Source organism: Micromonospora parastrephiae, from assembly GCF_016802865.1.
GTDB classification, from domain to species: Bacteria; Actinomycetota; Actinomycetes; order Mycobacteriales; family Micromonosporaceae; genus Micromonospora; species Micromonospora parastrephiae.
On sequence record NZ_JAEVHM010000029.1, the window covers coordinates 26,009 to 46,085 of the forward strand.

19 protein-coding genes and 1 pseudogene are annotated in these 20,077 nt (G+C 69.0%); 7 read left to right on the forward strand and 13 right to left on the reverse strand.

Annotated features, from left to right (window positions below):
• Positions 1-133: 133 nt before the first annotated feature.
• Both JNW91_RS09125 and JNW91_RS09130 read right to left on the reverse strand, forming a co-directional pair.
• The gene (locus tag JNW91_RS09125; RefSeq protein ID WP_203174454.1) at positions 134-688 is read right to left on the reverse strand and encodes a hypothetical protein; all 555 of its coding nucleotides are present in this window, start codon (positions 686-688) and stop codon (positions 134-136) included.
• A gap of 315 nt (positions 689-1,003) precedes the next feature.
• Positions 1,004-2,851 carry a glycoside hydrolase family 15 protein gene (locus JNW91_RS09130; protein ID WP_203174455.1) on the reverse strand — a complete coding sequence of 616 codons (1,848 nt, stop codon included), beginning with the start codon at positions 2,849-2,851 and terminating at the stop codon, positions 1,004-1,006.
• 334 nt (positions 2,852-3,185) lie between these two features.
• Here JNW91_RS09130 and JNW91_RS09135 point away from each other — a divergent pair, with 334 nt between their 5' ends.
• Positions 3,186-3,953, forward strand: a complete 768-nt coding sequence (locus JNW91_RS09135; protein ID WP_203174456.1) for an SAM-dependent methyltransferase — start codon at positions 3,186-3,188, stop codon at positions 3,951-3,953.
• 70 nt (positions 3,954-4,023) lie between these two features.
• The gene (locus JNW91_RS09140) at positions 4,024-4,752 is read left to right on the forward strand and encodes a VOC family protein (RefSeq protein WP_203174457.1); all 729 of its coding nucleotides are present in this window, start codon (positions 4,024-4,026) and stop codon (positions 4,750-4,752) included.
• 56 nt (positions 4,753-4,808) lie between these two features.
• Here the strand turns inward: JNW91_RS09140 and JNW91_RS09145 are convergent, their stop codons facing one another.
• Complete coding sequence (locus JNW91_RS09145) at positions 4,809-7,145, reverse strand: HelD family protein (RefSeq protein ID WP_238424649.1); 2,337 nt, start codon at positions 7,143-7,145, stop codon at positions 4,809-4,811.
• A gap of 281 nt (positions 7,146-7,426) precedes the next feature.
• On the opposite strand from JNW91_RS09145, the gene JNW91_RS09150 reads away from it, so the two are divergent.
• Together JNW91_RS09150 and JNW91_RS09155 are read left to right on the forward strand one after the other, a co-directional pair.
• Entirely contained in the window at positions 7,427-7,819 is a 393-nt protein-coding gene (locus JNW91_RS09150) for a YybH family protein (protein ID WP_203174458.1), read from the forward strand.
• A 305-nt stretch (positions 7,820-8,124) separates the two neighbouring features.
• Positions 8,125-8,529 carry a hypothetical protein gene (locus tag JNW91_RS09155; RefSeq protein WP_203174459.1) on the forward strand — a complete coding sequence of 135 codons (405 nt, stop codon included), beginning with the start codon at positions 8,125-8,127 and terminating at the stop codon, positions 8,527-8,529.
• 122 nt (positions 8,530-8,651) lie between these two features.
• Here JNW91_RS09155 and JNW91_RS09160 read toward each other — a convergent pair whose 3' ends face one another.
• Positions 8,652-8,798: a hypothetical protein gene (locus tag JNW91_RS09160; protein ID WP_203174460.1), complete on the reverse strand. Its 147-nt coding sequence runs from the start codon at positions 8,796-8,798 to the stop codon at positions 8,652-8,654.
• A 365-nt stretch (positions 8,799-9,163) separates the two neighbouring features.
• Positions 9,164-10,288, reverse strand: coding sequence for an FAD-dependent oxidoreductase (locus tag JNW91_RS09165; protein WP_203174461.1), 1,125 nt, complete (start codon positions 10,286-10,288; stop codon positions 9,164-9,166).
• 100 nt (positions 10,289-10,388) lie between these two features.
• Between JNW91_RS09165 and JNW91_RS32075 the strand changes: the two are divergent.
• Together JNW91_RS32075 and JNW91_RS09170 are read left to right on the forward strand one after the other, a co-directional pair.
• Positions 10,389-10,478 (forward strand): annotated as a pseudogene (locus tag JNW91_RS32075) (TetR/AcrR family transcriptional regulator); the annotation flags it as partial.
• A 21-nt stretch (positions 10,479-10,499) separates the two neighbouring features.
• Complete coding sequence (locus JNW91_RS09170) at positions 10,500-11,042, forward strand: TetR/AcrR family transcriptional regulator C-terminal domain-containing protein (RefSeq protein ID WP_238424656.1); 543 nt, start codon at positions 10,500-10,502, stop codon at positions 11,040-11,042.
• Positions 11,043-11,091: 49 nt separating this feature from the next.
• On the opposite strand, the gene JNW91_RS09175 is transcribed toward JNW91_RS09170, so the two are convergent.
• The 7 genes from JNW91_RS09175 to JNW91_RS09205 all read right to left on the reverse strand — a co-directional run bounded on the left by JNW91_RS09175 (position 11,092) and on the right by JNW91_RS09205 (position 18,641).
• Complete coding sequence (locus tag JNW91_RS09175; RefSeq protein ID WP_203174463.1) at positions 11,092-12,183, reverse strand: hypothetical protein; 1,092 nt, start codon at positions 12,181-12,183, stop codon at positions 11,092-11,094.
• 289 nt (positions 12,184-12,472) lie between these two features.
• On the reverse strand, positions 12,473-13,651 hold the full coding sequence (locus tag JNW91_RS09180) for a glycosyl hydrolase (protein WP_203174464.1): 1,179 nt from the start codon (positions 13,649-13,651) through the stop codon (positions 12,473-12,475).
• 37 nt (positions 13,652-13,688) lie between these two features.
• Entirely contained in the window at positions 13,689-14,573 is an 885-nt protein-coding gene (locus JNW91_RS09185) for a carbohydrate ABC transporter permease (protein ID WP_203174465.1), read from the reverse strand.
• 55 nt (positions 14,574-14,628) lie between these two features.
• Positions 14,629-15,537, reverse strand: coding sequence for a carbohydrate ABC transporter permease (locus JNW91_RS09190; protein WP_203174466.1), 909 nt, complete (start codon positions 15,535-15,537; stop codon positions 14,629-14,631).
• The gene (gene ngcE / locus JNW91_RS09195; RefSeq protein ID WP_309244294.1) at positions 15,537-16,916 is read right to left on the reverse strand and encodes an N-acetylglucosamine/diacetylchitobiose ABC transporter substrate-binding protein; all 1,380 of its coding nucleotides are present in this window, start codon (positions 16,914-16,916) and stop codon (positions 15,537-15,539) included. Before ngcE ends, JNW91_RS09190 begins: the two co-directional genes overlap by 1 nt.
• Positions 16,917-16,977: 61 nt before the next feature.
• Positions 16,978-17,727: a sugar isomerase domain-containing protein gene (locus JNW91_RS09200; protein WP_203174468.1), complete on the reverse strand. Its 750-nt coding sequence runs from the start codon at positions 17,725-17,727 to the stop codon at positions 16,978-16,980.
• Positions 17,724-18,641, reverse strand: coding sequence for a MurR/RpiR family transcriptional regulator (locus JNW91_RS09205; protein WP_203174469.1), 918 nt, complete (start codon positions 18,639-18,641; stop codon positions 17,724-17,726). The genes JNW91_RS09200 and JNW91_RS09205 overlap by 4 nt, the downstream gene beginning before the upstream one ends.
• 96 nt (positions 18,642-18,737) lie before the next feature.
• Here JNW91_RS09205 and JNW91_RS09210 point away from each other — a divergent pair, with 96 nt between their 5' ends.
• Entirely contained in the window at positions 18,738-19,688 is a 951-nt protein-coding gene (locus JNW91_RS09210) for an N-acetylglucosamine kinase (RefSeq protein WP_203174470.1), read from the forward strand.
• Positions 19,689-19,733: 45 nt separating this feature from the next.
• Here the strand turns inward: JNW91_RS09210 and JNW91_RS32080 are convergent.
• Positions 19,734-20,077, reverse strand: a 344-nt coding sequence (locus JNW91_RS32080) for a hypothetical protein (RefSeq protein WP_407664285.1), incomplete at its 5' end; no start/stop codon positions are given.

Here is a 20,077-nt window from a genome sequence, read left to right on the forward strand (position 1 = left end):
ATTCCGCGACCGCTCGACTCCCCGGTGGAGGATGAAGTAGTCAGAGCGCACCTGCTGCCGGAATGGCTGACGATCGCCGAGGTCGCGTTGCGCACGGTGGGTTCGCGTTGCGCGAGGACGGTCCCCGCGGTGGTCAGCTCAACGTGAAGGACACGTCGTCGACGTCGAAGGCCGTGGCGCCGTTGCCGGCCGTCTCGCTGGCGACGAAGCTGACCGTCGCGGTGCGCTCGGTCGTGTCCGTCCCGGTCGACATGGTGTATTGCCGCCACTGCGGCCCGCCGTCGAAGGCCAGCGAGAACCGCGTCTTCGGGGGTATCCCGGTGACCGCCAGCCCGACGTTCAGGTAGTCGCCGCGGCTGGTTTCCGTGGTGGTGGTCCGGACCCAGAAGCTGACCGTCAGATCGCACCCGGCGGGCACCGTGACGGTGGTGCGCAGCAGGTCGGTACGCGTGACGTCGAGCCCGGCGAAGGTGGCGTACGCGCGGCCGGTGTGTGCGGGCCGGGTCGCGTCGCCGAACACGACGATGCGAGGGCCGGCAGTCCAGCCGGCGGTGCCGCGCTCGAACCCTGGGTTCGCGTGGGTCTGTCCGGTGCAGGGCGCGTCGGCCGCCGGCCGGCCGTAGGACGCGCCGCCCGTGGCCAGGAGCAGCAGGGCCGCAGCCGAGGCGGCGGTGACGAAGGCCTTCATCAGTCCTCCCCGTGTCAATGCATTCGAGACTGTCGATGCCGTTGACCATGCGTGACGGACGTCAGCGCGTCAAGCCCCTTCCCAGCGTCGGCTCTGCACGGCCGCACGGGTGGTTAGCGGTCCGACCTCGGGGGCGTCGGGCTGCTCGACGGCGACGCTCACCGCGACCGGCGTCGCCACCGGATGCCGGTAACGCGAGCGCAGCCGACGCGGGAGCGCCGCCGGGGTCGGTCGCCGTGGTCCGAATCGACGGCGTCAGCGTGATGCTCATCCTGCATCCGGGCCGCGACGGCGGCCGGCCGGAGCGTGCCCGCGCTACCGGCGGCGCCGGGCGTCGGCCTCGGCGTCGAGCAGGTCGTTGAGTGTCAGCGCTGAGTTGATCAACGAAAGGTGACTGAACGCCTGGGGGTAGTTGCCGATCTGCTCGCCGGTCGCGGCGATCTCCTCGGCGTAGAGACCGAGGTGGTTGCTGAAGGTGAACATCTTTTCGAACGTGAGTCGGGCGTCGTCGAGGCGGCCGGACCGGGCCAGCGCTTCGACGTACCAGAAGGTGCACATGTTGAAGGTGCCCTCGTGGCCAGGGAGACCATCGGGGGAGTGGACCGGGTCGTACCGGTGGACCAGACTGTCGGAGACCAGTTCGCGCTCGATCGCGTTCAAGGTGGACTGCCACAGCGGGTCGCTCGGTGTGACGAAACCGACCGCCGGCATGGCGAGCAGCGCCGCGTCCAACACGTTCTCGTCGTACGCCTGCACGAAGGTGCCGCGACCGCGGTCGTACCCGCGTTCCATGACCTGGTTGTAGATCCGGTTGCGCTGTTCGGACCAGCAGGCCAGGTCCCCGGGGCGGCCGGTGCGGGTGGCCAGGCGGATGGCCCGGTCTAGCGCCACCCAGGACATCACCCGTCCGAACGTGTAGTTGCGGGGGTGGTGCCGGCTCTCCCAGATGCCGGCGTCGCGCTGATCCCAGTTGTGGCAGAGCCAGTCGACAAGCCGGACGGTGCTCTTCCACACCTGGTGCGAGACGCGGATGCCCTGCTCGTCGGCGAGATGCATGGCGTAGAGCGCCTCGCCGTGGATGTCGAGCTGGACCTGGTCGGCGGCGCCGTTGCCGATCCGCACCGGCCGCGAGCCGCGGTAGCCCTCCAGGTGATCGAGAACCTCCTCGTGCAGGTCGGAGGAGCCGTCCACCCGGTACATGATCTTCAGTGGGTCCTGGAGGTCGCCGGCCTCGCGGATCCGCTCGTCGAGCCAATCCATGTACCGGCTGACCTCCTCGGTGAAGCCGAGGCCGAGCAGCGCGTGCACCGAGAACGACGTGTCCCGTACCCAGGTGTAGCGGTAGTCCCAGTTGCGGGCTCCGCCCACCAGCTCCGGCAGCGCGGCAGTGGGCGCGGCGATCATCGCGCCGGTCGGCGCGTACGTCATGAGCTTCAGCGTGATGGCGGAGCGTTCGACCATCTCCCGCCACCGGCCGGTGTAGCGGGAGCGTTCAAGCCAGCGCCGCCAGTAGTCCCTGGTCCACTCGAACATGCCCTGGATCTCCTCCGGCGGGAAGATCCGCGGCTCGGTGCCGGCCGTCTCCAGGACCACACCGCCAGTGTCGCCCTCGTTCAGGGTGCCGTACGCGACGAGGTCGCCGCCCTCAAGGCGGACGTCGCCGTGTTCGGCGAGCAGTCGCCGCACGGGGTCGACCGGGTTGAATGTCAGTGTCGCCGACCGGCTGCGAAAGACGTAGCCGTTGCGGTGGCGCTCCAGCTGATGCTCTTCGCGGGCATAGTCGAACCGCGGCCGGCACTCCACCCGGAAGCGCATGTTGCCTCGGACCATGGTGACGATGCGGACCAGGCGGTGCGCGTCGGTGGCCCGCTCGCCGGTGACCGGCATGAAGTCCATCACCTCGGCCACGCCGTCGACGCTGATGAACCGGGTGATCAGGATGGGCGTGCCGGGAAGGTAGAGCTGCTTGGTGACGTACCGCACGTCGTGCGGCGCGATACGGAAGTAGCCACCCTTCTCCTTGTCCAGCAGCGCGGCGAAGATACTCGGCGAGTCGAAGCGCGGCGCGCAGAACCAGTCGACCGTCCCGTCACACGTCACCAGCGCGGCGGTCTGCAGGTCGCCGATGAGTCCGTGATCCTCGATCGCCGGATAGCTGTCCACGTCTCTCCCCGGTTCGGCTCCGTCCTGCGCATCGAACTTAAGGGGAGAATTGTCAAGTTAGGTGAGATTCACGTTCAGCCACCCTGTCGCGTGCCCCCAGGTGCCTCGACCGGCCGACGGGGCAGCTCGCCTACCCGACCTCGTCGAGCGAATCGCCCGTATCGCAGCCGGTCGTGCTCCTGCGCGTCTGACGCCGCGCCATGAGGGGTCAGGTTGATGTCGAGGTGGCGTTCGTCGATCAGGGTGGGCCGACGTCGCGGGAGCCGCTTCTCGGCGCTGGAGTCAGCCAGTAAAATCGATCGACGTCTGGGTCCGAGGGTGCCAGTCTGCCCCTGTGATCGACGATCTGAGGCAACGGCTGAACCTGCCACGGTTCCCGAGGAGTGCCGGCTACGACCCCCGTTGGATGATCGAGAACTGGATGGGTCCGAGCGCCCTCTGGCTGCTCGAATGGCTGTGCGGCGAGCTCGACCTCGCGCCCGGCGCCCGCGTGCTCGACCTTGGCTGTGGCAAGGCCATCACCTCGATCTTCCTGGCGAAGGAGTTCGACGTCCAGGTCGTCGCCGCCGATCTGTGGATCAAGCCCACCGAGAACTGGCGCAGGATCGACGCGGCGGGCCAGGCCAAGCGCGTCACGCCGCTGCTGGCCGAGGCGCATGACCTGCCGTTCGCCGAGGGTTACTTCGACGCCATCGTCAGCGTCGACGCCTACCACTACTTCGGCACCGACGCGCGATACCTGCCCTACCTGAGCCGTTTCCTGGCTCCCGGCGGCCGCATCGGCATCGTCGTGCCGGGGCTGACCACGGAACTCGACGACGGGCTGCCGGAGCACCTCGAGCCGTACTGGGAGCCGGATTTCTGGACCTTCCACTCGCCGGCCTGGTGGCAGCAGTTGTGGAGCCGCAGCGGCGTGGTCGACGACGTGCGTGCCGACTTCCTGGAGGACGGGTGGCGCGACTGGCTGGTCTGGAGCGAAGCCGTCCTGGAGACGACCGACAACGACACCGCCCGCAACCTCGTTCCCCGGGAAGTGCAGATGTTACGCGCCGACACCGGCCGTCACCTCGGCTTCACCCGGGTCGTCGCCCAGCGCAGCTGACAAGCTGCAGCGACACGCCATTCCAGCTCGGGCGCCACCGCGATTCGACACAGGCTCTAGCATTGCCGGCATGGCAACGCGGCTCGTTCAAATCAACATGAAGGCTCGGGACGACTCCGCGCTGGGCGGTTTCTGGGCCGAGGCGCTCGGCTGGGAAGTCTCCAGCGAAGGACCCGGCGTGACCAACCTCGAACCCGTGGGCTTCGCCTATCCCGACCCCGTTGCCGTCTGCCTCGACCTCATCGCCTCCCCAGAACCCAAAACGGTGAAGAACCGCGTGCACGTCGACCTCGCCACCACCTCGGCGGCCCATCAGGCAGAGATGGTCACGCGCCTGAAGGATCTCGGCGCGACATTCGCCGACGTAGGCCAGGGCGACGTCCCATGGACGGTCATGGCCGATCCGGAGGGCAACGAGTTCTGCGTGCTGAACTGGCACGACACGGTTCAGGACACCGGACCGATCGCCACGGTGGTGGTCGACTGCGTGGATCCGCGAGCCATGGCCCGCTTCTGGGGCGAGGCGATGGACTGGACCCTGCACAAGGTGACCGACCACAACGCGGTGCTGCGCTCCGCCAAGGGCGTCGGCCCATATCTGCAGTTCCTCCGCACACCCGACGTGAAGACCGTGTGGAACCGCGTCCACCTCGACGTCCGCCCGTACCCGGGTGACGACCTGGAAGCCGAGGCGGCCAGACTGCGGACTCTCGGTGCCACCGACATCGACCTCGACGTCCCATGGAAGGTCTTCGCAGACCCGGAAGGCAATGAGTTCTGCCTCCTCGCGCCAGGCTGATCCGAACCCTCGTCAGCCTTTCACTACGGCCCCCAGCCCGGGCTTCGCGATGCGCCCTAGTGCGCAGGTGCGTTATCGGAGTTGCTACGTCGGTCACTGTCACCAGCCTGGAGCGTTGCCCTGGGGTCGACCGTGCGTCCATGGGGATCAGGTGGTTGCCGCGTGAGAACCAGCTGCCCGAGTTCCTGGGTGCATCGGGTGAGCGCGACGTAGAGGCCGTTCCAGCCGCGCGGTTCAGCGGCGATGCCCTGGGGATCGATGAGCAGCGTCGCGTCCCATTCCAATCCCTTGGACTGGGACGCGGTAAGCACCGACACATCGCTCAGCACGGCGAGGAGTTCGGCGATACGGGCGGCGGGGGCGACGACGCCAACCGTGCCGCCGTGCCACCGTTGCCGCAGCTGTCGCACAGCTTGGGCGGCGGCGCCGGCGAGGTCGGCGGACGTGACCGTGAGCTCCCACGGGGCGATGCCGGAGGAGCGTACCGCCCGTGGCGGAGCGTTGTGGCTGCCAGCCTTCTTCAAGACCGGTTCGGTGAGGTCCATGACCTCACGCGGGGTCCGGTAGCAGATGGTCAGTTCCGCAGCGGTCCAGCGGTCTCCGAAGGCAGCCTGCACCGCTTGTGCCCAACTGGTGTGCCGGTGCGCCGCCTCCGCCTGGTCGATGTCGCCGACCGCCGTGATGGAGCGACTGGGACAGCGCCGGAGGACCATCTGCCACTGCATCTCGGACAGCTCCTGCGCCTCGTCGATGACGACGTGGCCGTACACCCAGCCGCGCTGCCGGCGAGCGCGGTCCGCGACGAACTCGCCCTGCGGTTGTGGGGCTTCGACCTCACCCAGCAGGTCGGCGAGGGCGTCGAGCAGGGGGATGTCGCTCGATGCCCACGAGGCGGGCTCGGCCGAGACAGAGGTGATCTCCTGCGGGGACAGCCGCGGGGCGAACCGGGCCAGCAGGGTGCGGTCGGCCAGCAGATCACGCAGCAGGGTTTCGGCGTCGAGGGTGGGCCACCAAGCCTCGATGAACCGGGCGATGCTGGCGTTCTCGGCGATACGACAACGAAGATCTTCGACCTCTTCGTCGGAGAGCAATCCGTCGATGTCACTACCGGTGGACGTCGTGCCGGAGTGGTGATCATGCCGCATGCTTCTGTCGACGCGGGCGAGGATGTCCTCGAAGCCCTCCTCCATCTCGTTCATCAGCGCCTCGCGCTGCTCGACGACGGCTTCGGCGAGGAGGTGGTGCAGCTGCTCGGCGAACGCCGCGCGGGCGCGATGGTACGGGCGTCCCTGCACAGCCGAGGCAACTGCCTGCGCCACAGTTGCGGCTGTGATGACGTAGGACTCGCCCTCCCAGCGCAGCGTCAGCTCACGAGGCCGGGGGAGCAGGGATGTGACGTAGTCTTCGAGCGCGGTTTGCCAGAGGGCCCTGCCCTTGATTTCGGCGACAAGTCGGCTCTCGTCGCGGCCCACCCGGATCTCGCTCAGCAGAGTGTCACAGGTCGCCGAGACGACGGCGGTCTCACCGAGCGCGGGCAGCACCTGGGCGATGTACCGGAGGAACCGCGGCGAGGGGCCGAGGACCAGGACCGCCTGGTCGGCCATCCTTCGGTGGGCGAACAGCAGGTAGGCGACGCGGTGCAGAGCTACCACGGTCTTGCCGGTGCCGGGACCGCCCTGAACGATCAGCGGGCCGGTCGCCCCGGCTCGGATGATGTCGTCCTGTTCGCGTTGCAGCGTGGAGATCGCCGTCGACATGCGGCCGGTACGCCTCTGGTCGAGGGCGGCCAGTAGGGCGCCTTCACCGACGAGTTCCGCCGTCATGGTCCCGTCCAGTGGCTCGTCGTCCACGCCGACGACGGTCGATCCCGTCGTGCGTATGTGACGGCGCCGTGCCTGACCTTGCGGGTTGACAGCCGTCGCGGTGTAGAACGGCCGAGCTGCGGGAGCGCGCCAGTCCACCAGCAGTGGCTCAGCGTCCTCGCCGTCGTCGCGGAGACCGACACGGCCCACGTGTCGCACGGTGCCATCAAGGCCGTCGAGGCGACCGAAGACCAGCCCTTCCCGTGCTCGCCGTAGCTCTTCGTGCTGCTGGCGGAGCATGCGCTGCCGGGCCTGTTCCAACGGGTCCAGGGCCTCTGACGAAAGCTCGGCCTGCAGGTGGTCGGCCAGACTGTCGCGGCGGGCCGTGGCCAAGTCGAGAAACTCCTGTTCCTCGGCGACGGCGGATCGGCGCGCGAGGCCCTCTGCGGTGGAGGCCGACGGTTCGTCCTTGGGTGTTACTTCGCTGACGCCAGCAGTGCCGTTGTTGAGAGCAGTACTCCGGCGCATTCGCAGATCCTTGTATTGGTGTTCCCCTCGGCCCGGATGAGCCGCGGCGTATTCCGGCGGCAAGTATAGAGTCGGTTTCTCCTCATCGACCAGGAACTCCTGGCGCAGAGATGGGTATCTCTATGCCTTGCACTCCGGGTTGCCTGTGGCATCACTCATTTGTTTTTCGCTTATTGACAGTGCGGTCGTTGTCTGATCTGAATGCCGCCTGTTCTGGGAGTTGGCGGAGACGCCGGCTGGATGTCTCCGCCGTAAGGCAATCTCCGGCGCTGACGGCCCGGCCGTCTGCCCGCGGCTGGCCGGTTCCCGCCGCCTGCCGCCCAGCGAATGGCAAGGTGATGCGTATGAACAGGAAGCACGTCGTCGACTGGCTCGCCGCCTACGAGCAGGTTTGGCGAACGCCGGGCACGGACGCGCTGGTCACGCTCTTCACCGAGGATGCGAGCTATCAGCAGGGCCCGTACTGGACGCCGGTCGTGGGTCTGCCGGCCATTTCCCGGATGTGGGAAGAGCAGCGCAAGGGCCCCGACGAGGTGTTCCGGATGACCAGCGAGATCGTCGCGGTCGAGGGCGACACCGCCGTGTCCCGCCAGGAGGTCCGCTACGGCGACCCGGTCGACCAGGAGTACCGCGACCTGTGGATCATGCGCTTCGCCGACGACGGCCGTTGTCGGTCGTTCGAGGAGTGGCCGTTCTGGCCGGGACAGCAGCCGGCCAACCCTCCGAAGGGATCGTGATCCGGGGAACTGGCCACGCGAACGCTCTGACCAACCGCTGCGCGCCCGACCGGCCGGCCGGACACCAGAGCTGGCGGTGGGCCACCCGGGGGACAGGCGGCACCACCGCGTCACGCGCGGAGGGAGTCACCCCGGCGGCCTTCGGATGAAGACCGAGGCGCCGACCGGGACAGTTCAGGGCCCTCGCGGTACGGATCGCGAGCGGATGAGGGTCGTGCGGCGAGCCCGACCAGTCGTATCGTGAGACGTGGACACGACGATCCGTCGTCTTCGATGAGACGCCATCCGCGTTCGAGGAGGACATCATGATTGGTCTGGCGACCGTCGGTGCGATCGTGGGTGTCCTGCTCGTCGGGGTCGTGGTCCTGGTGAGACGGCCGGCTGACGCTCGGGGGGTCCTCCGATGGTCGGCCCTGGCGATCACCGTGCTGGTGGTCGCCGTGCTGACTCCCTTGACCGTGGACGACTCCGGGATTGCGGCCAGCTACCTGCTCGGGGTGCCCGTGGCCGCCGCGGCGCTGCCGGTTCTCGCCCAGCGGGTCGGTCGGCTGGCCCGGGTCGCCGACCTGATGGCCGCGCTGGTCATCACCGTATGGGGGCTGCTGCTCGGGCTGGGCATCGGCGGCGCGTTCCTGCCGGCGGTGGTACTCCTCGTCGCCAGCGCCGCGGCCACCGGGGCGCCGCGAGCGTCCGCCACCACGCGGCTCTGACCGGCGTCAGCCAGCAACCCCGACATCTTCCGGTGCGCCGAAAAGGCGTTCGACCCGAAGCGCGCGAGGTTGGCGACCGTTCGGCAGATCGTCGAGTCGCACCGCGGGCACGCGACGAGACGTCAGTTGGTGATCACCGGCCAGGCGTAGGCGAGCACGGCACAGGCGGCACCCAGAAGCGCGAGTGAGACACCCCGAGTACGCAGTGGCAGGGCGGCGAGCACGATCAGGATGACGGCGATGATGTAGAGAAGTGCCTGGACCGACATGAGGTTCTCCTCGATCAGGGGATTGATGGCGTCTGAGCGTCAACTGCGCGGATCCTGCTGTAGTGCTGTGATCAACCGGCCGGGATTGAAGATGAGTTTGCGTCGATCGTGATGATCAGACGGCGGGAGCGTACCCACGGAACCGGTCAGCTGAAACGCCTCGGATCGACGACGCCACCAGGTGCCGCACCTGGTTTTCGGCGGCATCGGCGTCCATGCCCGCCCCATAGCTGATGGCGGCGGCCGTATGCCGACCAGCGCTCACGACAGCCGGGCGCGGGCAGCCTGATCCGAGGCGGCGACCCGAACGGCTGTGGGCGTGAATGCAGGATAGGCGTGGCGCCGTTCGGCTGCACCGCGTGGTGTCACTGCGCGAACGTCGGTTCGGCGGGCCGGGCCGTGAAGAAGCGGACGATGTCTTCCGCCGCGGTGGGGGACAACATCATCGCCTGGACCCGTACGGACATTTCAGCGATCGGGTGGATCCTGGTGAACATGGCCTCCTCGTACGCCCGGATTGCCGAGTCCGGGTCGGCGGGGTCGGCGGCGAGTTGGCTGGCGAGTTCGGCGGCGTCGAGCATGGCCTGGTTGGCGCCCTCGCCGACCGGCGGCATGAGGTGCGCGGCGTCGCCAATGAGGGTGATGCCCGGTCGGCTGGGCCAGCGGGTACCGGTGGGCATCGCTTCGATCAGGCGCGGCGTCGGCGCGCTGTCGCCCGCCTCGATGAGTGCGGTGAGGCGGGGGTCCCAACCATCGAACATGTCCAGCAGGGCGCGCCTACTGCGGTATGTGTCGATGGGGCGGCCGTCCGCGCGCAGCGAGATCCCGACACGTAGGCTCCCGTCGCCGAGGCGTTGCGCTGCCAGGATCTGGTTCACGCCGACGCACCACAGGTTCCCGGGGCCGACCAGCTCGGCGAGATCGGGATGGCGCCGGTCGACGTCTCCGATGTTCAGCTCCACGAGGGTGGCCACGTAGGACAGTGGAGCGTCGGTCAACAGCGGCCGGACGGCTGAGCGCGCGCCGTCCGCGCCGACGAGGATGTCGCAGCCGGTCCGGTGGCCGCCGTGGAACGTCAGTTCCCAGCCCCCGTCGGGTCGCGGGGTTGCCGCGACAAGCCGGTGCCCCCAGACAACCGTGTCGCCGGGGAGGGAATCGAGCAGCAGATCGCGCAGTGCGCCCCGGTCGATCTCGGGACGTCCGGAGAATGACAGTGGTTGCGGCTCGTGGTGTACCAGGGTCCGTCCGGTGGGGTCGAGGATGCGATGTTCCTCGCCCTCGGGCCGCGCCTCCGACTGGAACCGATCGGCGAGTCCCGCCTCGGCCAGGGCGTGTTGCCCGGACTCCGGGTGCAGGTCGAGCGCGCCGCCCTGTGGCCGCGCGGATCGGTCTGCCTCGCGCTCGTACACCACCGCGTCGATACCGTGCCGATGCAGGATTCGTGCCAGCGTCAGTCCGCCAAGGCCGCCACCAGCGATCGCAATTCGCATTCTCACTCCGTTACCGTACACTGTATCTGTGTATACACCGTACGGTAGCGAGACGTTGCCTGTTTGGGAACGGCCCGAGCCCCAGCCGCGGGCGGCGCCGGTGCCGTTGAGCCGCGAGAAGATCGCCGCTACGGCGATCCGGCTCGCCGACGCGCACGGCCTCGACGGCCTGTCGGTTCGCAGGATCGCCAAAGAACTCGGTGTCGGTCCGATGCGGCTCTACGACTACGTGCTCAACAGATCCGAACTGCTCGATCTGATGGTCGACGTCGTCTATGCCCGGATCGCCGAGGCCGGCCAGCGTTCCGAGTGGCGTGCCCGGGTGCTGGCCGTCGCCCACGCGACCCGCGATGCGGCCCTTGACCATGAGTGGTTCTCCGACCTGCTCGGCGGAAGGCCACATCTGGGACCCCACGCGCTCGCCGTGGGCGAAGCGACCGCGGCGGCGCTGAGCCAGGCCCCCGGCGTGCGCGGCATCGACGATCTCCAGCGGGCCTTGGGCGCCCTCAACGCCTTCATCATCGGAGCGGTCCGCAGAGAGGTCACCGAGCGACGCACCACCCGCTCCACCGGCACCGATGAGGCCGCCTTCCAGGCCAGCCTCGGCCCCTACCTCACACGCATGTTGAAAACCGGCAGGTACCCCACCGTCGCCCGGCTCGTCATCGACGGCGCCCACCTCAACGCCGAGGAAACGTTCGACCACAACCTGACCACCGTCCTGGACGGCATCACCAGCCGACCCCGCACGTGACCGCACCACCGGCGGTGACCGAGGACGACCACCGCCGCGCCGCGCGGCGTCAGAGCCGGGAGGTGAAGGTGGCCAGGAAGCGGTGCGGGGTGACCACGCCGGCGTTGTCGAAGCAGATCACGTCGACGTTGGCGTCGGCGTTGACGGTGTACGTCCAGGGCTGGGTGAGGTGGCAGTAGTTGCTGCCGGCGCCCTGCGCCACCACCTGGGCGTGCGTCTCCCTGATGCCGATCTGCGGGAAGGTCGCGAGATAGCGGCCGGCGGGCGCCAGCGGTGCCACCGAGTTCGCACCGACACCGAGCATCGAGTTGTCGTTGGTCGGCCCGCCGACGGCGGTGCCCAGGTAACCGAAGTAGGACGGCGGGCCGAGGGATCCGATCACCGGCCGCCGGCGGTGGTACGAGAGGGCGAAGTCGGTGTTGATGAACGCGCCGGCCTGGTCGTAGCAGAAGACGTACACCTGCACGTCGGTGCCGACCGCGCTCCAGGAGTAGACCTTGCACCGGCGGGGACCGGCGTTCGGCTGCACCGCTGTCACCTGCACGTTGCCGGCGAGCAGCCCGGCCAGCCCTACCCCGGGCAGCCGCACCAGGTACTGCCCGACGCCCAGCGGCCCGACCGCGTTCGCCACGCCCGTCGAGTTGTACGACTGCACCACCGCGCCGCCGCCCCACTGCGTGTACGCGTGGGAGGTGCCGGCGGGCAGCACGCCCGAGCTGGTCGTCCAGAGCACGGTGAACGGGGTGTCCTCGCGCGTACCGCCGGGCTTGTGGCACTGCACGTCGACGATCTCGTCGGCGCCGGACTGGAACCAGCGAACCACCTCGCAGTAGTGCCCGGTGCGGTTCACCGGGGTCACGTGCGGCACGCCCCGCGAGCTGGAGCCCACCTGTGGGAAACGGACCTGGAACCGGCCGGGCGCGAGCCTGATGCCGTCGGCCCAGGCGGCCGGGAACGCGGTCTTCCAGCTACCCCACTGCCGGCTGGTGTCCAGCACGGTCCAGACCGCCACGGTGGGGTCCTTGACATAGGCGAACCCCCAGCGGTCGGCGGTGACCGCCGCGGCCGGTGCCGGTGGCGCGAGTGCGCTGGCCGCCAGGACGGCGGCCAGCGCCGCGGTGACGAACGATCGGAGACGCATGTGTTCCTCCAGTCGACGGGAACATGTCGGGAAGGAGTGTGCACGTGGTGATGTCATGGTCACAGTCGGCTACCGTGCGCTCCGTTGTCGGGTGTCCGCCACCGCCTCCGGGACCGAACAGCGGAGCGCATCGAGGCCGGCGTTCGCGATGGCGCCGCACGCCGGTGTCGCTGCCCGTCGGCCGGGCGGCCGCTCGCCGGTGTCGCTGCCCGTCGGCCGGGCGGCCGCTCGCCGGTGAGTCGCGAGCGGCGCCCGTTCCCTGTCCTCTGATGACGTGGTCAGATGCCGCTCAGCAGCGGCCGAGGTCCTCCCACTGCTGGGTCCAGCCCGGCTCGGACCCCTGCGTCCAGTACCGCGCCCGCCACAGGTGCTTGCCGTCACCCGACGCGGGACCGTTCGGGTCGCCGTACCTGCTCTTCTCGTGCTTCACCGTCTGGCCAGCGGTGTAGGCCGTGCCGAAGGCCCACTCCGGCGCGGTCGAACAGTTGGCGGCCGGCGGCGGCGTGGTGGGCGGGTTTGTCGGCGGCGTGGTCGGTGGGTTCGTCGGGGTCGAGCAGCCACCCGTCGTGGCGACCGTGTCCGCGAACGTGCTGCCCGCCGACCGGTACGCCGCCGTCTTCGACGTCACCTGCGCCGGGGTCAGCGCCTGGTTCTTCGCGAACAACACCCAGTCGACCTGTTGGATGTAGGTGCTCAACCCTCCCGTGTGGGCCGCCGTGTCGATGAACCAGAGGTTCCAGTTGATCGTCATCGTCTGCCGGGGGTAGAACTTGCCGGAGTGGTCGCCCACCTGCACGCCGTCGATGTAGTAGATGACATGGCCGTTCGCCACCGTCGCCACCAGGTCGTGCCAGCCGTTGAGGCTGCTGCGCTGCTCCGAGTGCACGTTGTCCGCGTACCAGGGTTCGTTGCGGTACGTGTACCAGGTGGTCTGGTAGTTGATCGGGCCGGTCTCGCCCCACCCGCCGTTGGGTAGGTACTCGGAGATGTCCAGTTCGCTGTAGGTTGGGTCGAGGTCGCCGTTCAAGGGGCTGATCGTGAAGAACGTCTCGTTGATGTGGTCGCCGTCGTTCCCGCTGGTCGGGGTGTCGGTGAAGCGCACCCGGCTGGCGTACGTGCCCTCGAGGTAGCGCTTCTGGGTGCTGTAGAGCTCCGCCTGGTTGGTGCCGGCGCCGGTGCCGTCGGTCGAGGCGGTGAGCTGCATGACCTTCTGGCCGCTGACGGTCGGGAAGGTGATGCTGTTCGGGGACCAGGTCGCCCCGGGTACGCCGGGGCCGCCCGAGTAGCTGCGCGGGGTCCAGCCGTGCGCGGTCAGGGAGCTGTCGCTCGACGAGGTGTAGGAGAAGTCGTCGAACAGGTAGCCGCATTCGGCGGCGGCGGCACTTGGTGCGCTGCTGAAGACAGCCAGCGTGCCGAGTAGGGCTGCTACTCCCGCGAACCCTATCGATTTACGTCTGTCGATGGACATGAGCCGGGTCCTCCGTTACGTGAGGATGAAAAGGGACCTACTTGACCGCGCCGGCGGTCATACCGGCGCGGATGTGCCGTTGGAACGCGACGTAGGCGATGAGCACCGGCAGCATGGCGATGGTCAAGCCGGCGAACAGACCGCTCCAGTCGCTGCGGTACCCCTGGCTGACCGACAGGGCGGCCAGACCCTGCGCCAGGACGTACCGGTCCGGGTCGGGATTGAGAACCAGTGGCAGCAGGTACTGGTTCCAGAGCCCGAGGAAATTGAAGATGCCGACGGCCACCAGGCCCGGCCGGGCCATCGGCAGCATCACGCGGAAGAAGACCCCGTTGTGCGAACAACCGTCGATGAACGCCGCCTCCGCCACCTCACCGGGCAGCGTGCGGAAGAACGCGTGCAGGAAGAAAACCGTGAAGGGTACGGCGTACGCCGCATAGACCAGGATCAGACCGGGGTACGTGCCCAGCAGTCCCAACTGCTGGACGACGAAGAAGAGCGGCACCAACGCCAGGAACACCGGGAAGAACATCGCCGCGACGAAGGTGTAGTAGATGAGCCGGTTGCCGCGGAACTCGTAGCGCGCCAGGGCGTAGGCGACCAGCGAGCCCAACAGCATGGTCAGCAGCAGCGCGCCGCCCACCACGATGACGCTGTTGAGGAAGTAGCGGCCGATGCTGGCCTCGGTCCACGCACGCGACCAGTTGTCGAACTGCGGCGAGGCCGGCAGGGACCACGGCTCGTTGAGGATCTCGTTGTCGGTCTTGAAGGAACTGACCACCGCCCAGAGCAGCGGGAGCGCGGTGACGACCGCCCAGGCCAGCATGGCGACGTGCATCGGAAAGGCGGCTGCGGAGCGTGGGGCGCGACGTGCAGGGGCGGGCCGGGCCGAAACAGCCGTTCGTTCACGTGTCACGGTCATGCGGATCCTCCCTCGGCATGCCCTCCTGGCCCTTGCTGCGCCGCGGTGCAGTCGGTCATGCCAGCTCCAGCCGTTCCTTGCGGCCTGACCGCAGCGCGAGCACGGCCAGGGTCAGGGTGGCAAAGAACAGGGCGACACCCATGGCCGAGGCGTAGCCGAACTTCCCGTACTGGAAGGCGTTGCGGTAGAGCGACAGCCCGATCACCTCGGTCGCGCCGTCCGGCCCACCGGGGCCGACCGTCATCACCTGAACGACGGCGAAGGCGTCCAGTGCCGCTATGCCGAGATACACGAACGCGACGTGCACGTTTTCTCGAACCAGCGGGAACGTCACCGTGCGGAAGGTCGCCCAGCCGCCCGCTCCGTCGAGCAGCGCCGCCTCGAACAGCTCGCGCGGAATGCTGTCGATCGCCGCGCTGAACAGCACCACGTAGAAGCCCACCGACGACCAGACCAGTACCGCCATCACCGCGATCAGCGCCAGGGACGGCGACGCGAGCCAACTGCGGGTCAACCCGTCCAGGCCGAGCGACCGCAGCGCCCCGTTCAGCAACCCGGTGTTCGGGTTGTAGACGAACCCCCAGAGCACCGCGATGACCACGAGGGACAACAACTGCGGAAAGAAATAGACGATCTGGTACGCACCCGAGCCGGCGATCCCCCGTCTTCCCCCACGGCCGCCGAGGTGCATCATGCTCGCCAGGAAAAGCCCGATACCGATGGTCACCAGTGGCACCACGACCAGCATCACCGCGTTGTTACGGACCGCGTGCAGGAACAGGGAGTCATTGCCGAGGCGGACATAATTGCCCGCCCCGACGAAGTGCGCCTCGCCGGCAACGCCGGTCCAGTCGGTCAGCGACAGGTAGAAGGCCTGCGCGTACGGCGACAGCACGAAGACCGCGTGCAGCACCAGCGCGGGCACCAGCGCGCCGGCCAGGAACCGCCACCGACCGTGTCTCATCAGCGGGTGTACTTCTTCACCGTGGAGTCCTTGGCCAGCGCGTCGGCCGCCTTCTGGATCCGTTCCGACCACTGCGCGGCGGTGATGCGCCTGTTCACCAGTTCACCGGTGGCGTCGTCGACGGCCTTGGCCAGCGGGGCGTACCAGGTACGGAACCGGTAGGTGAAGGTCTCCGTCCCGGCCGCCTGGACCGCGTCGCGGACCGAGCCGAGGCCGCTGCTCAGCGTGAGACCGTCGGTCGCTCCGGCCACGGCGGGCAGCGTGCCAGCGGTCTGGGCGAATGCCTTCGCCGACTGCTTGGAGAACAGGATCCGTAGGTACTCCATGCCGCCGGCGGGGTTCTTGGCCTTCGCCGGTACCAGGAACGATTCGCTGCTGGCCGCCTGCAGCGCGGTGTGCTTCAGTGTGTCCGCCGAGGTCCGCGACGGCACCGGGCCCATCACCATGTCGAAGTTCGGTGCGGTCACGCCCTTCTGCTCGCTCTCCAGCCACGAGCCGCACGGGATGAACGCGGCCTTGCCCTGCGACCAGGCGGCCTGCGCCTCGGTGTGGGACAGCGCCTCGGAGCCGGACATGATGTAGCCCTTGCCGGCCAGTTCCGCGAACGCCTCGGCCGCGCCGAGCAGGCCCGGCGCCTTCCACGCGTTCGGCTCAAGGTTGTCCACGGCTTTGACCAGCGTGGGTCCGCCGGTCTTGGCGGCCATGCCGAGCAGCGGATCGTTGATGTACTCCGGGTACTTGCCCTGGTACGTCCAGGGCGCGATACCGGCGGCCTTGATGGTCGCGCAGAGCGCGAGCATCTCGTCCCAGCTCTTCGGGTAGGTCCAGCCCTTCCCGGCGAAGAGCGGCCTCGAATACCAGAGACCCCAGACGGTGTAGGTGAAGTTGAGCGTCAGCGGCACCGTGTCGAAGGTGCCGTCGTCGACCACGCCGGGCAGCAGCGTGTCACGCACCGTCCTGCCCGGGTCGTCGTAGGCGGGGGCGTCGAGCAGCTGGCTCAGATCGCTGACCTGCCTGGCCGAGACCAGCGTGGCGATGTCGAGGCGGCTGGCACCGGTGTTGTCCACGACGTCCGGCGGAGTGTTCGCGACGAACCGGGGCTGCAGTGCCTCCCCGATCTTCTGGATGCCCTGATGGTCGATCTTCGCGCCCGCGTACCTCTGGGCGTAGAGCGTCTCGGCCTGCCTGGCGTACTCGTCGCCGTACCCGCCCTTGAAGATCACGACCTCGAGCGGTGCGTCCGCCTTGACGCCCAACGGGTTGTCGGCGCTCTTGGCGCCGGTGTTGCCGGCGGCCGGATCCTGGTCGTCGTCACCACCGGTCACGCAGGCGCTCAGCAGGGGTAGCGCGACACCGGCGGTCGCTGCCGCGCGCAGCACAGTTCGTCTCGTGGGATACGGTCCGGACAGGGGTGAAGGGTTCATCAGCTGGGCCTTTTCCCTATGCGGTGCGCCGGATGCGCCCGGCGTACCGCGCTTCGATGTGTTTGTTGTGCTCCCGCCCGCCCGGCACGTTGTCGGACAGGTAGACCGGCGGGGTGATGTCGAGCGCCAGCAGCCGAGCCACCACCTCGGTGACGATCTGCTGGGCCAGCAGTGCCGCGGTGATCGAGGAGACGGCCCCGACCGCGCCGTCGCCGTAGTCGAGGGACGCGTCGCCGTACGGGGCGCCGTTGTCGAGCACGACGTCGGCGAGGTCGGCGAGCTTGAGCCCGCTGTCGTGCCGCGATTCGACCCGGGCGGAGTGCTCCATCGAGGTGATCGCGATCAGCGCGTGTCCGCGCTGTTTCACCAGGTGTGCCATCTCCACCACGGCGCCGTTGACGCCGGAGTTGGAGGCGATGACGAACGCGTCGTCGGGCTTGATCGGGGCGAGTGCGTAGAGGCGGTGCGCGATGCCGGGCGTGCGCTCGAGCTGCGGGTCGCTGAGCACGCTCGTCGGCTCGCCGCCGTACAGGACGATGTCGCGTAAGGCGATCTTGTTGGTCGGTACGAGGCCACCGGCCCGACCGGCGATCTCCATGGCGAGCGCCTCGGAGTGTCCGCAGCCGAACGCCTGGATCACCCCACCGGCCTGTAGCGTCGCGGTCAGCAGATCAGCGGCCCGCGCCACCCGGTCGCCCTGGGTGGTGCTGACGCGTTCGATGGCCTTGGTGATGACCTCGACGTAATCCGCGCTTGTGATCGTCACAGCGGCTTTTCCCTCCGTGCTCGCTTGCGGTTCGCATTGGTGTCCGGCATCCGGTGTGCGTCGACGGCCCGCACGGTGAGTTCGAGCGCCTCGGCGGTCCGTTCGTAGGTGCGCTGTGCGACGGCGACGTAGATGAGGTCGAGGATCAGAAGCTGCGAGTGCAGCGCGGAGAGGGCCGCGAGCCGGAACGTGGTCTCGTGCACCGAGGTGGTGAAGACGACGTCGGCGACCTCGGCCAGCGGTGAGCGGGCGAACGAGGTGACCGCCACGGTCAGGGCACCATGATCGGCGGCCTCGGCGAGCATTTCGATCGCCTCACGGGTCCGGCCGGAGTGCGACAGGCTGATCGCGACGTCGCCCGGCCCGAGCAGCGCGGCGTTGGTGAGGGCGGTGTGCGTGTCGGCGCGGTACCGCACCGGGATGCGGATGCGTTCGAGCCGGAACGCCATTTCACTGCCCGCGGTGCCGCTGCTGCCCAGCCCGAAGATCTCCACCCGACCGGCGGCGGCGATCGCGGCCGCCACCCGTTCGACCGCGGAGGTGTCCAGGCCGGACGCGGTCGCTTGGATGGCCCGGGTGTCCGCGGCGGTGATCACGTCGAGGACGCTGCCGATCGGATCCTCCGGCGCGATGTCCCCGGAGATGTCGGTCTCCCAGCGTGCCTGCTCGGCCCGCCCGGTCTCGGTCGCGACGGCCACGCGTAGGTTGGCGTACCCCTTGAAGCCGAGTGCCCGGCTGAAGCGGGTGACCGTCGCGGTGGAGGTCCCGGATCGTTCGGCCAGGTCGACGATGCTGGCATGCGCCGCCGTCTCCGGATCGCCGAGGATGGCCTCGGCGATCTTCGCCAGGGCCTCCGGCATGTTCGGCCCCTCCATGCGGAGCCGCACCAGCAGCCCGCCACTCTCACCCGTCACTAGTGATCGTCCTTTTCATCGAGTAGCTATGAAGATGAAAATTACGACCACATCAATGTCTAGTCAACAGGAAATTTCTATGCTTCGATCTGCCGCATGGTGCTGGTACTGGGTGTTGACGCCGGCGGCACGGCGTCCCGGGCGGTCGTGGCGACCCGGGACGGCACCGTGGTGGGCCGCGGCTCCGCAGGCCCGGGCAACCCGACGGCGTCGGGGCCGGCCGCCGCTCACTCCATCGGCGTGGCAGTGCGCGACGCCCTGGGAAAGCACGACCCGGCGGCCGTGGTCAGCGGCGTCGCAGGCATCGCCGGCGCGGGCATCATGGCGGACCCCGAAATCGCGACGGCCTTTACGAATCAGTGGGCGCTACGTGGCCTGACCTGCCCGGTCACCGTGGTCGGAGACGCGGTGACGGCCTTCGCGGCAGGCACACCGGCACCCTCGGGAGCGGTGCTCATCGCCGGCACCGGCGCGGTCGCCGCCCGCATCGACGATTGGCGCGTCAGCCGCACCGCCGACGGCCTCGGCTGGCTGCTGGGCGACGAGGGTTCGGGGATGTGGCTGGGCCTGCAGGCGGTGCGCTCGATCGCCCGGGCCTGGTCCGGACCCACCGTGGATCCAGGGCTGGCGGCCATCATCGCGGCGCAGGCCGGCGTGACCAGCTGCGACGAACTCGTGCGCTGGGCCGGCCGTCAGCAGCCGGCGGCGTTCGCCGCGCTGGCACCCCTGGTGTGCGCGTGCGCCACGGCCGGCGACGCCCTCGCCGAGCGTCTGACCGCCGAGGCCGCCGCTCGACTGGTCGCCACTCTCGGCGAGTTGGGCCCGCCGGACGGCCCCGTCGTGCTCGCCGGCAGCTTGCTGACCAAGACCACGTCGGTGCGAACGGCGGTGCTGGCCAGCCTCGGCGGCCCGGTTGCGACCGCCGGGGACCCGGCGGTCGGAGCCGCCTGGCTCGCACTGCGCCAGATCACCGACCAGGAGGAGGCGGTGCGCCTGCACCACCGCATGCTTCGGCTCGATCGTGAACCGTCCCTGGCCGGTCGTTGACCAGGACCGCAGCGGTCCGGGCAGCCGGCGGGACCGACAGCGCGTTCACTGACGGGTCTCCTTTACCCTCGGGACCGGCGTACCGTCGTCGCACCGCGCCTTGATCTCGCTCCGGTTGCCCGCGGACAGCAGCATCACCTGGACCTCCTTGGCAGGCCCCGAGCGGTAATCCTTGATGCTGTAGCCCGGGGCGGGATCGACGCTGACGACGCGAGCCTGATCGACGGTGCAGAGCACAGTCACCACGCCACCGAGTGCCTGAAGGCGTGTACCTGCCGTCGCGGAGGTCGGCGTCGGTGCGGCGCCGGACGGCCCCGCCGGCCGCCCGGCGCTGGGTCGGGATGGCAGGGCCGGGGCTGGCCGGGGAACGGCCCCGGCGGTGGGTCCGG

Excerpts from the sequence above, each read along its gene's own strand:
- JNW91_RS09125 (WP_203174454.1), bottom strand. The coding sequence starts at position 688 with ATGAAGGCCTTCGTCACCGCCGCCTCGGCTGCGGCCCTGCTGCTCCTG.
- JNW91_RS09140 (WP_203174457.1), top strand. The coding sequence starts at position 4,024 with ATGGCAACGCGGCTCGTTCAAATCAACATGAAGGCTCGGGACGACTCC.
- JNW91_RS09150 (WP_203174458.1), top strand. The coding sequence starts at position 7,427 with ATGAACAGGAAGCACGTCGTCGACTGGCTCGCCGCCTACGAGCAGGTT.
- JNW91_RS09155 (WP_203174459.1), top strand. The coding sequence starts at position 8,125 with ATGATTGGTCTGGCGACCGTCGGTGCGATCGTGGGTGTCCTGCTCGTC.
- JNW91_RS09160 (WP_203174460.1), bottom strand. The coding sequence starts at position 8,798 with ATGTCGGTCCAGGCACTTCTCTACATCATCGCCGTCATCCTGATCGTG.
- JNW91_RS09165 (WP_203174461.1), bottom strand. The coding sequence starts at position 10,288 with ATGCGAATTGCGATCGCTGGTGGCGGCCTTGGCGGACTGACGCTGGCA.
- JNW91_RS09170 (WP_238424656.1), top strand. The coding sequence starts at position 10,500 with ATGCGGCTCTACGACTACGTGCTCAACAGATCCGAACTGCTCGATCTG.
- JNW91_RS09175 (WP_203174463.1), bottom strand. The coding sequence starts at position 12,183 with ATGCGTCTCCGATCGTTCGTCACCGCGGCGCTGGCCGCCGTCCTGGCG.
- JNW91_RS09180 (WP_203174464.1), bottom strand. The coding sequence starts at position 13,651 with ATGTCCATCGACAGACGTAAATCGATAGGGTTCGCGGGAGTAGCAGCC.
- JNW91_RS09185 (WP_203174465.1), bottom strand. The coding sequence starts at position 14,573 with ATGACCGTGACACGTGAACGAACGGCTGTTTCGGCCCGGCCCGCCCCT.
- JNW91_RS09190 (WP_203174466.1), bottom strand. The coding sequence starts at position 15,537 with ATGAGACACGGTCGGTGGCGGTTCCTGGCCGGCGCGCTGGTGCCCGCG.
- JNW91_RS09210 (WP_203174470.1), top strand. The coding sequence starts at position 18,738 with ATGGTGCTGGTACTGGGTGTTGACGCCGGCGGCACGGCGTCCCGGGCG.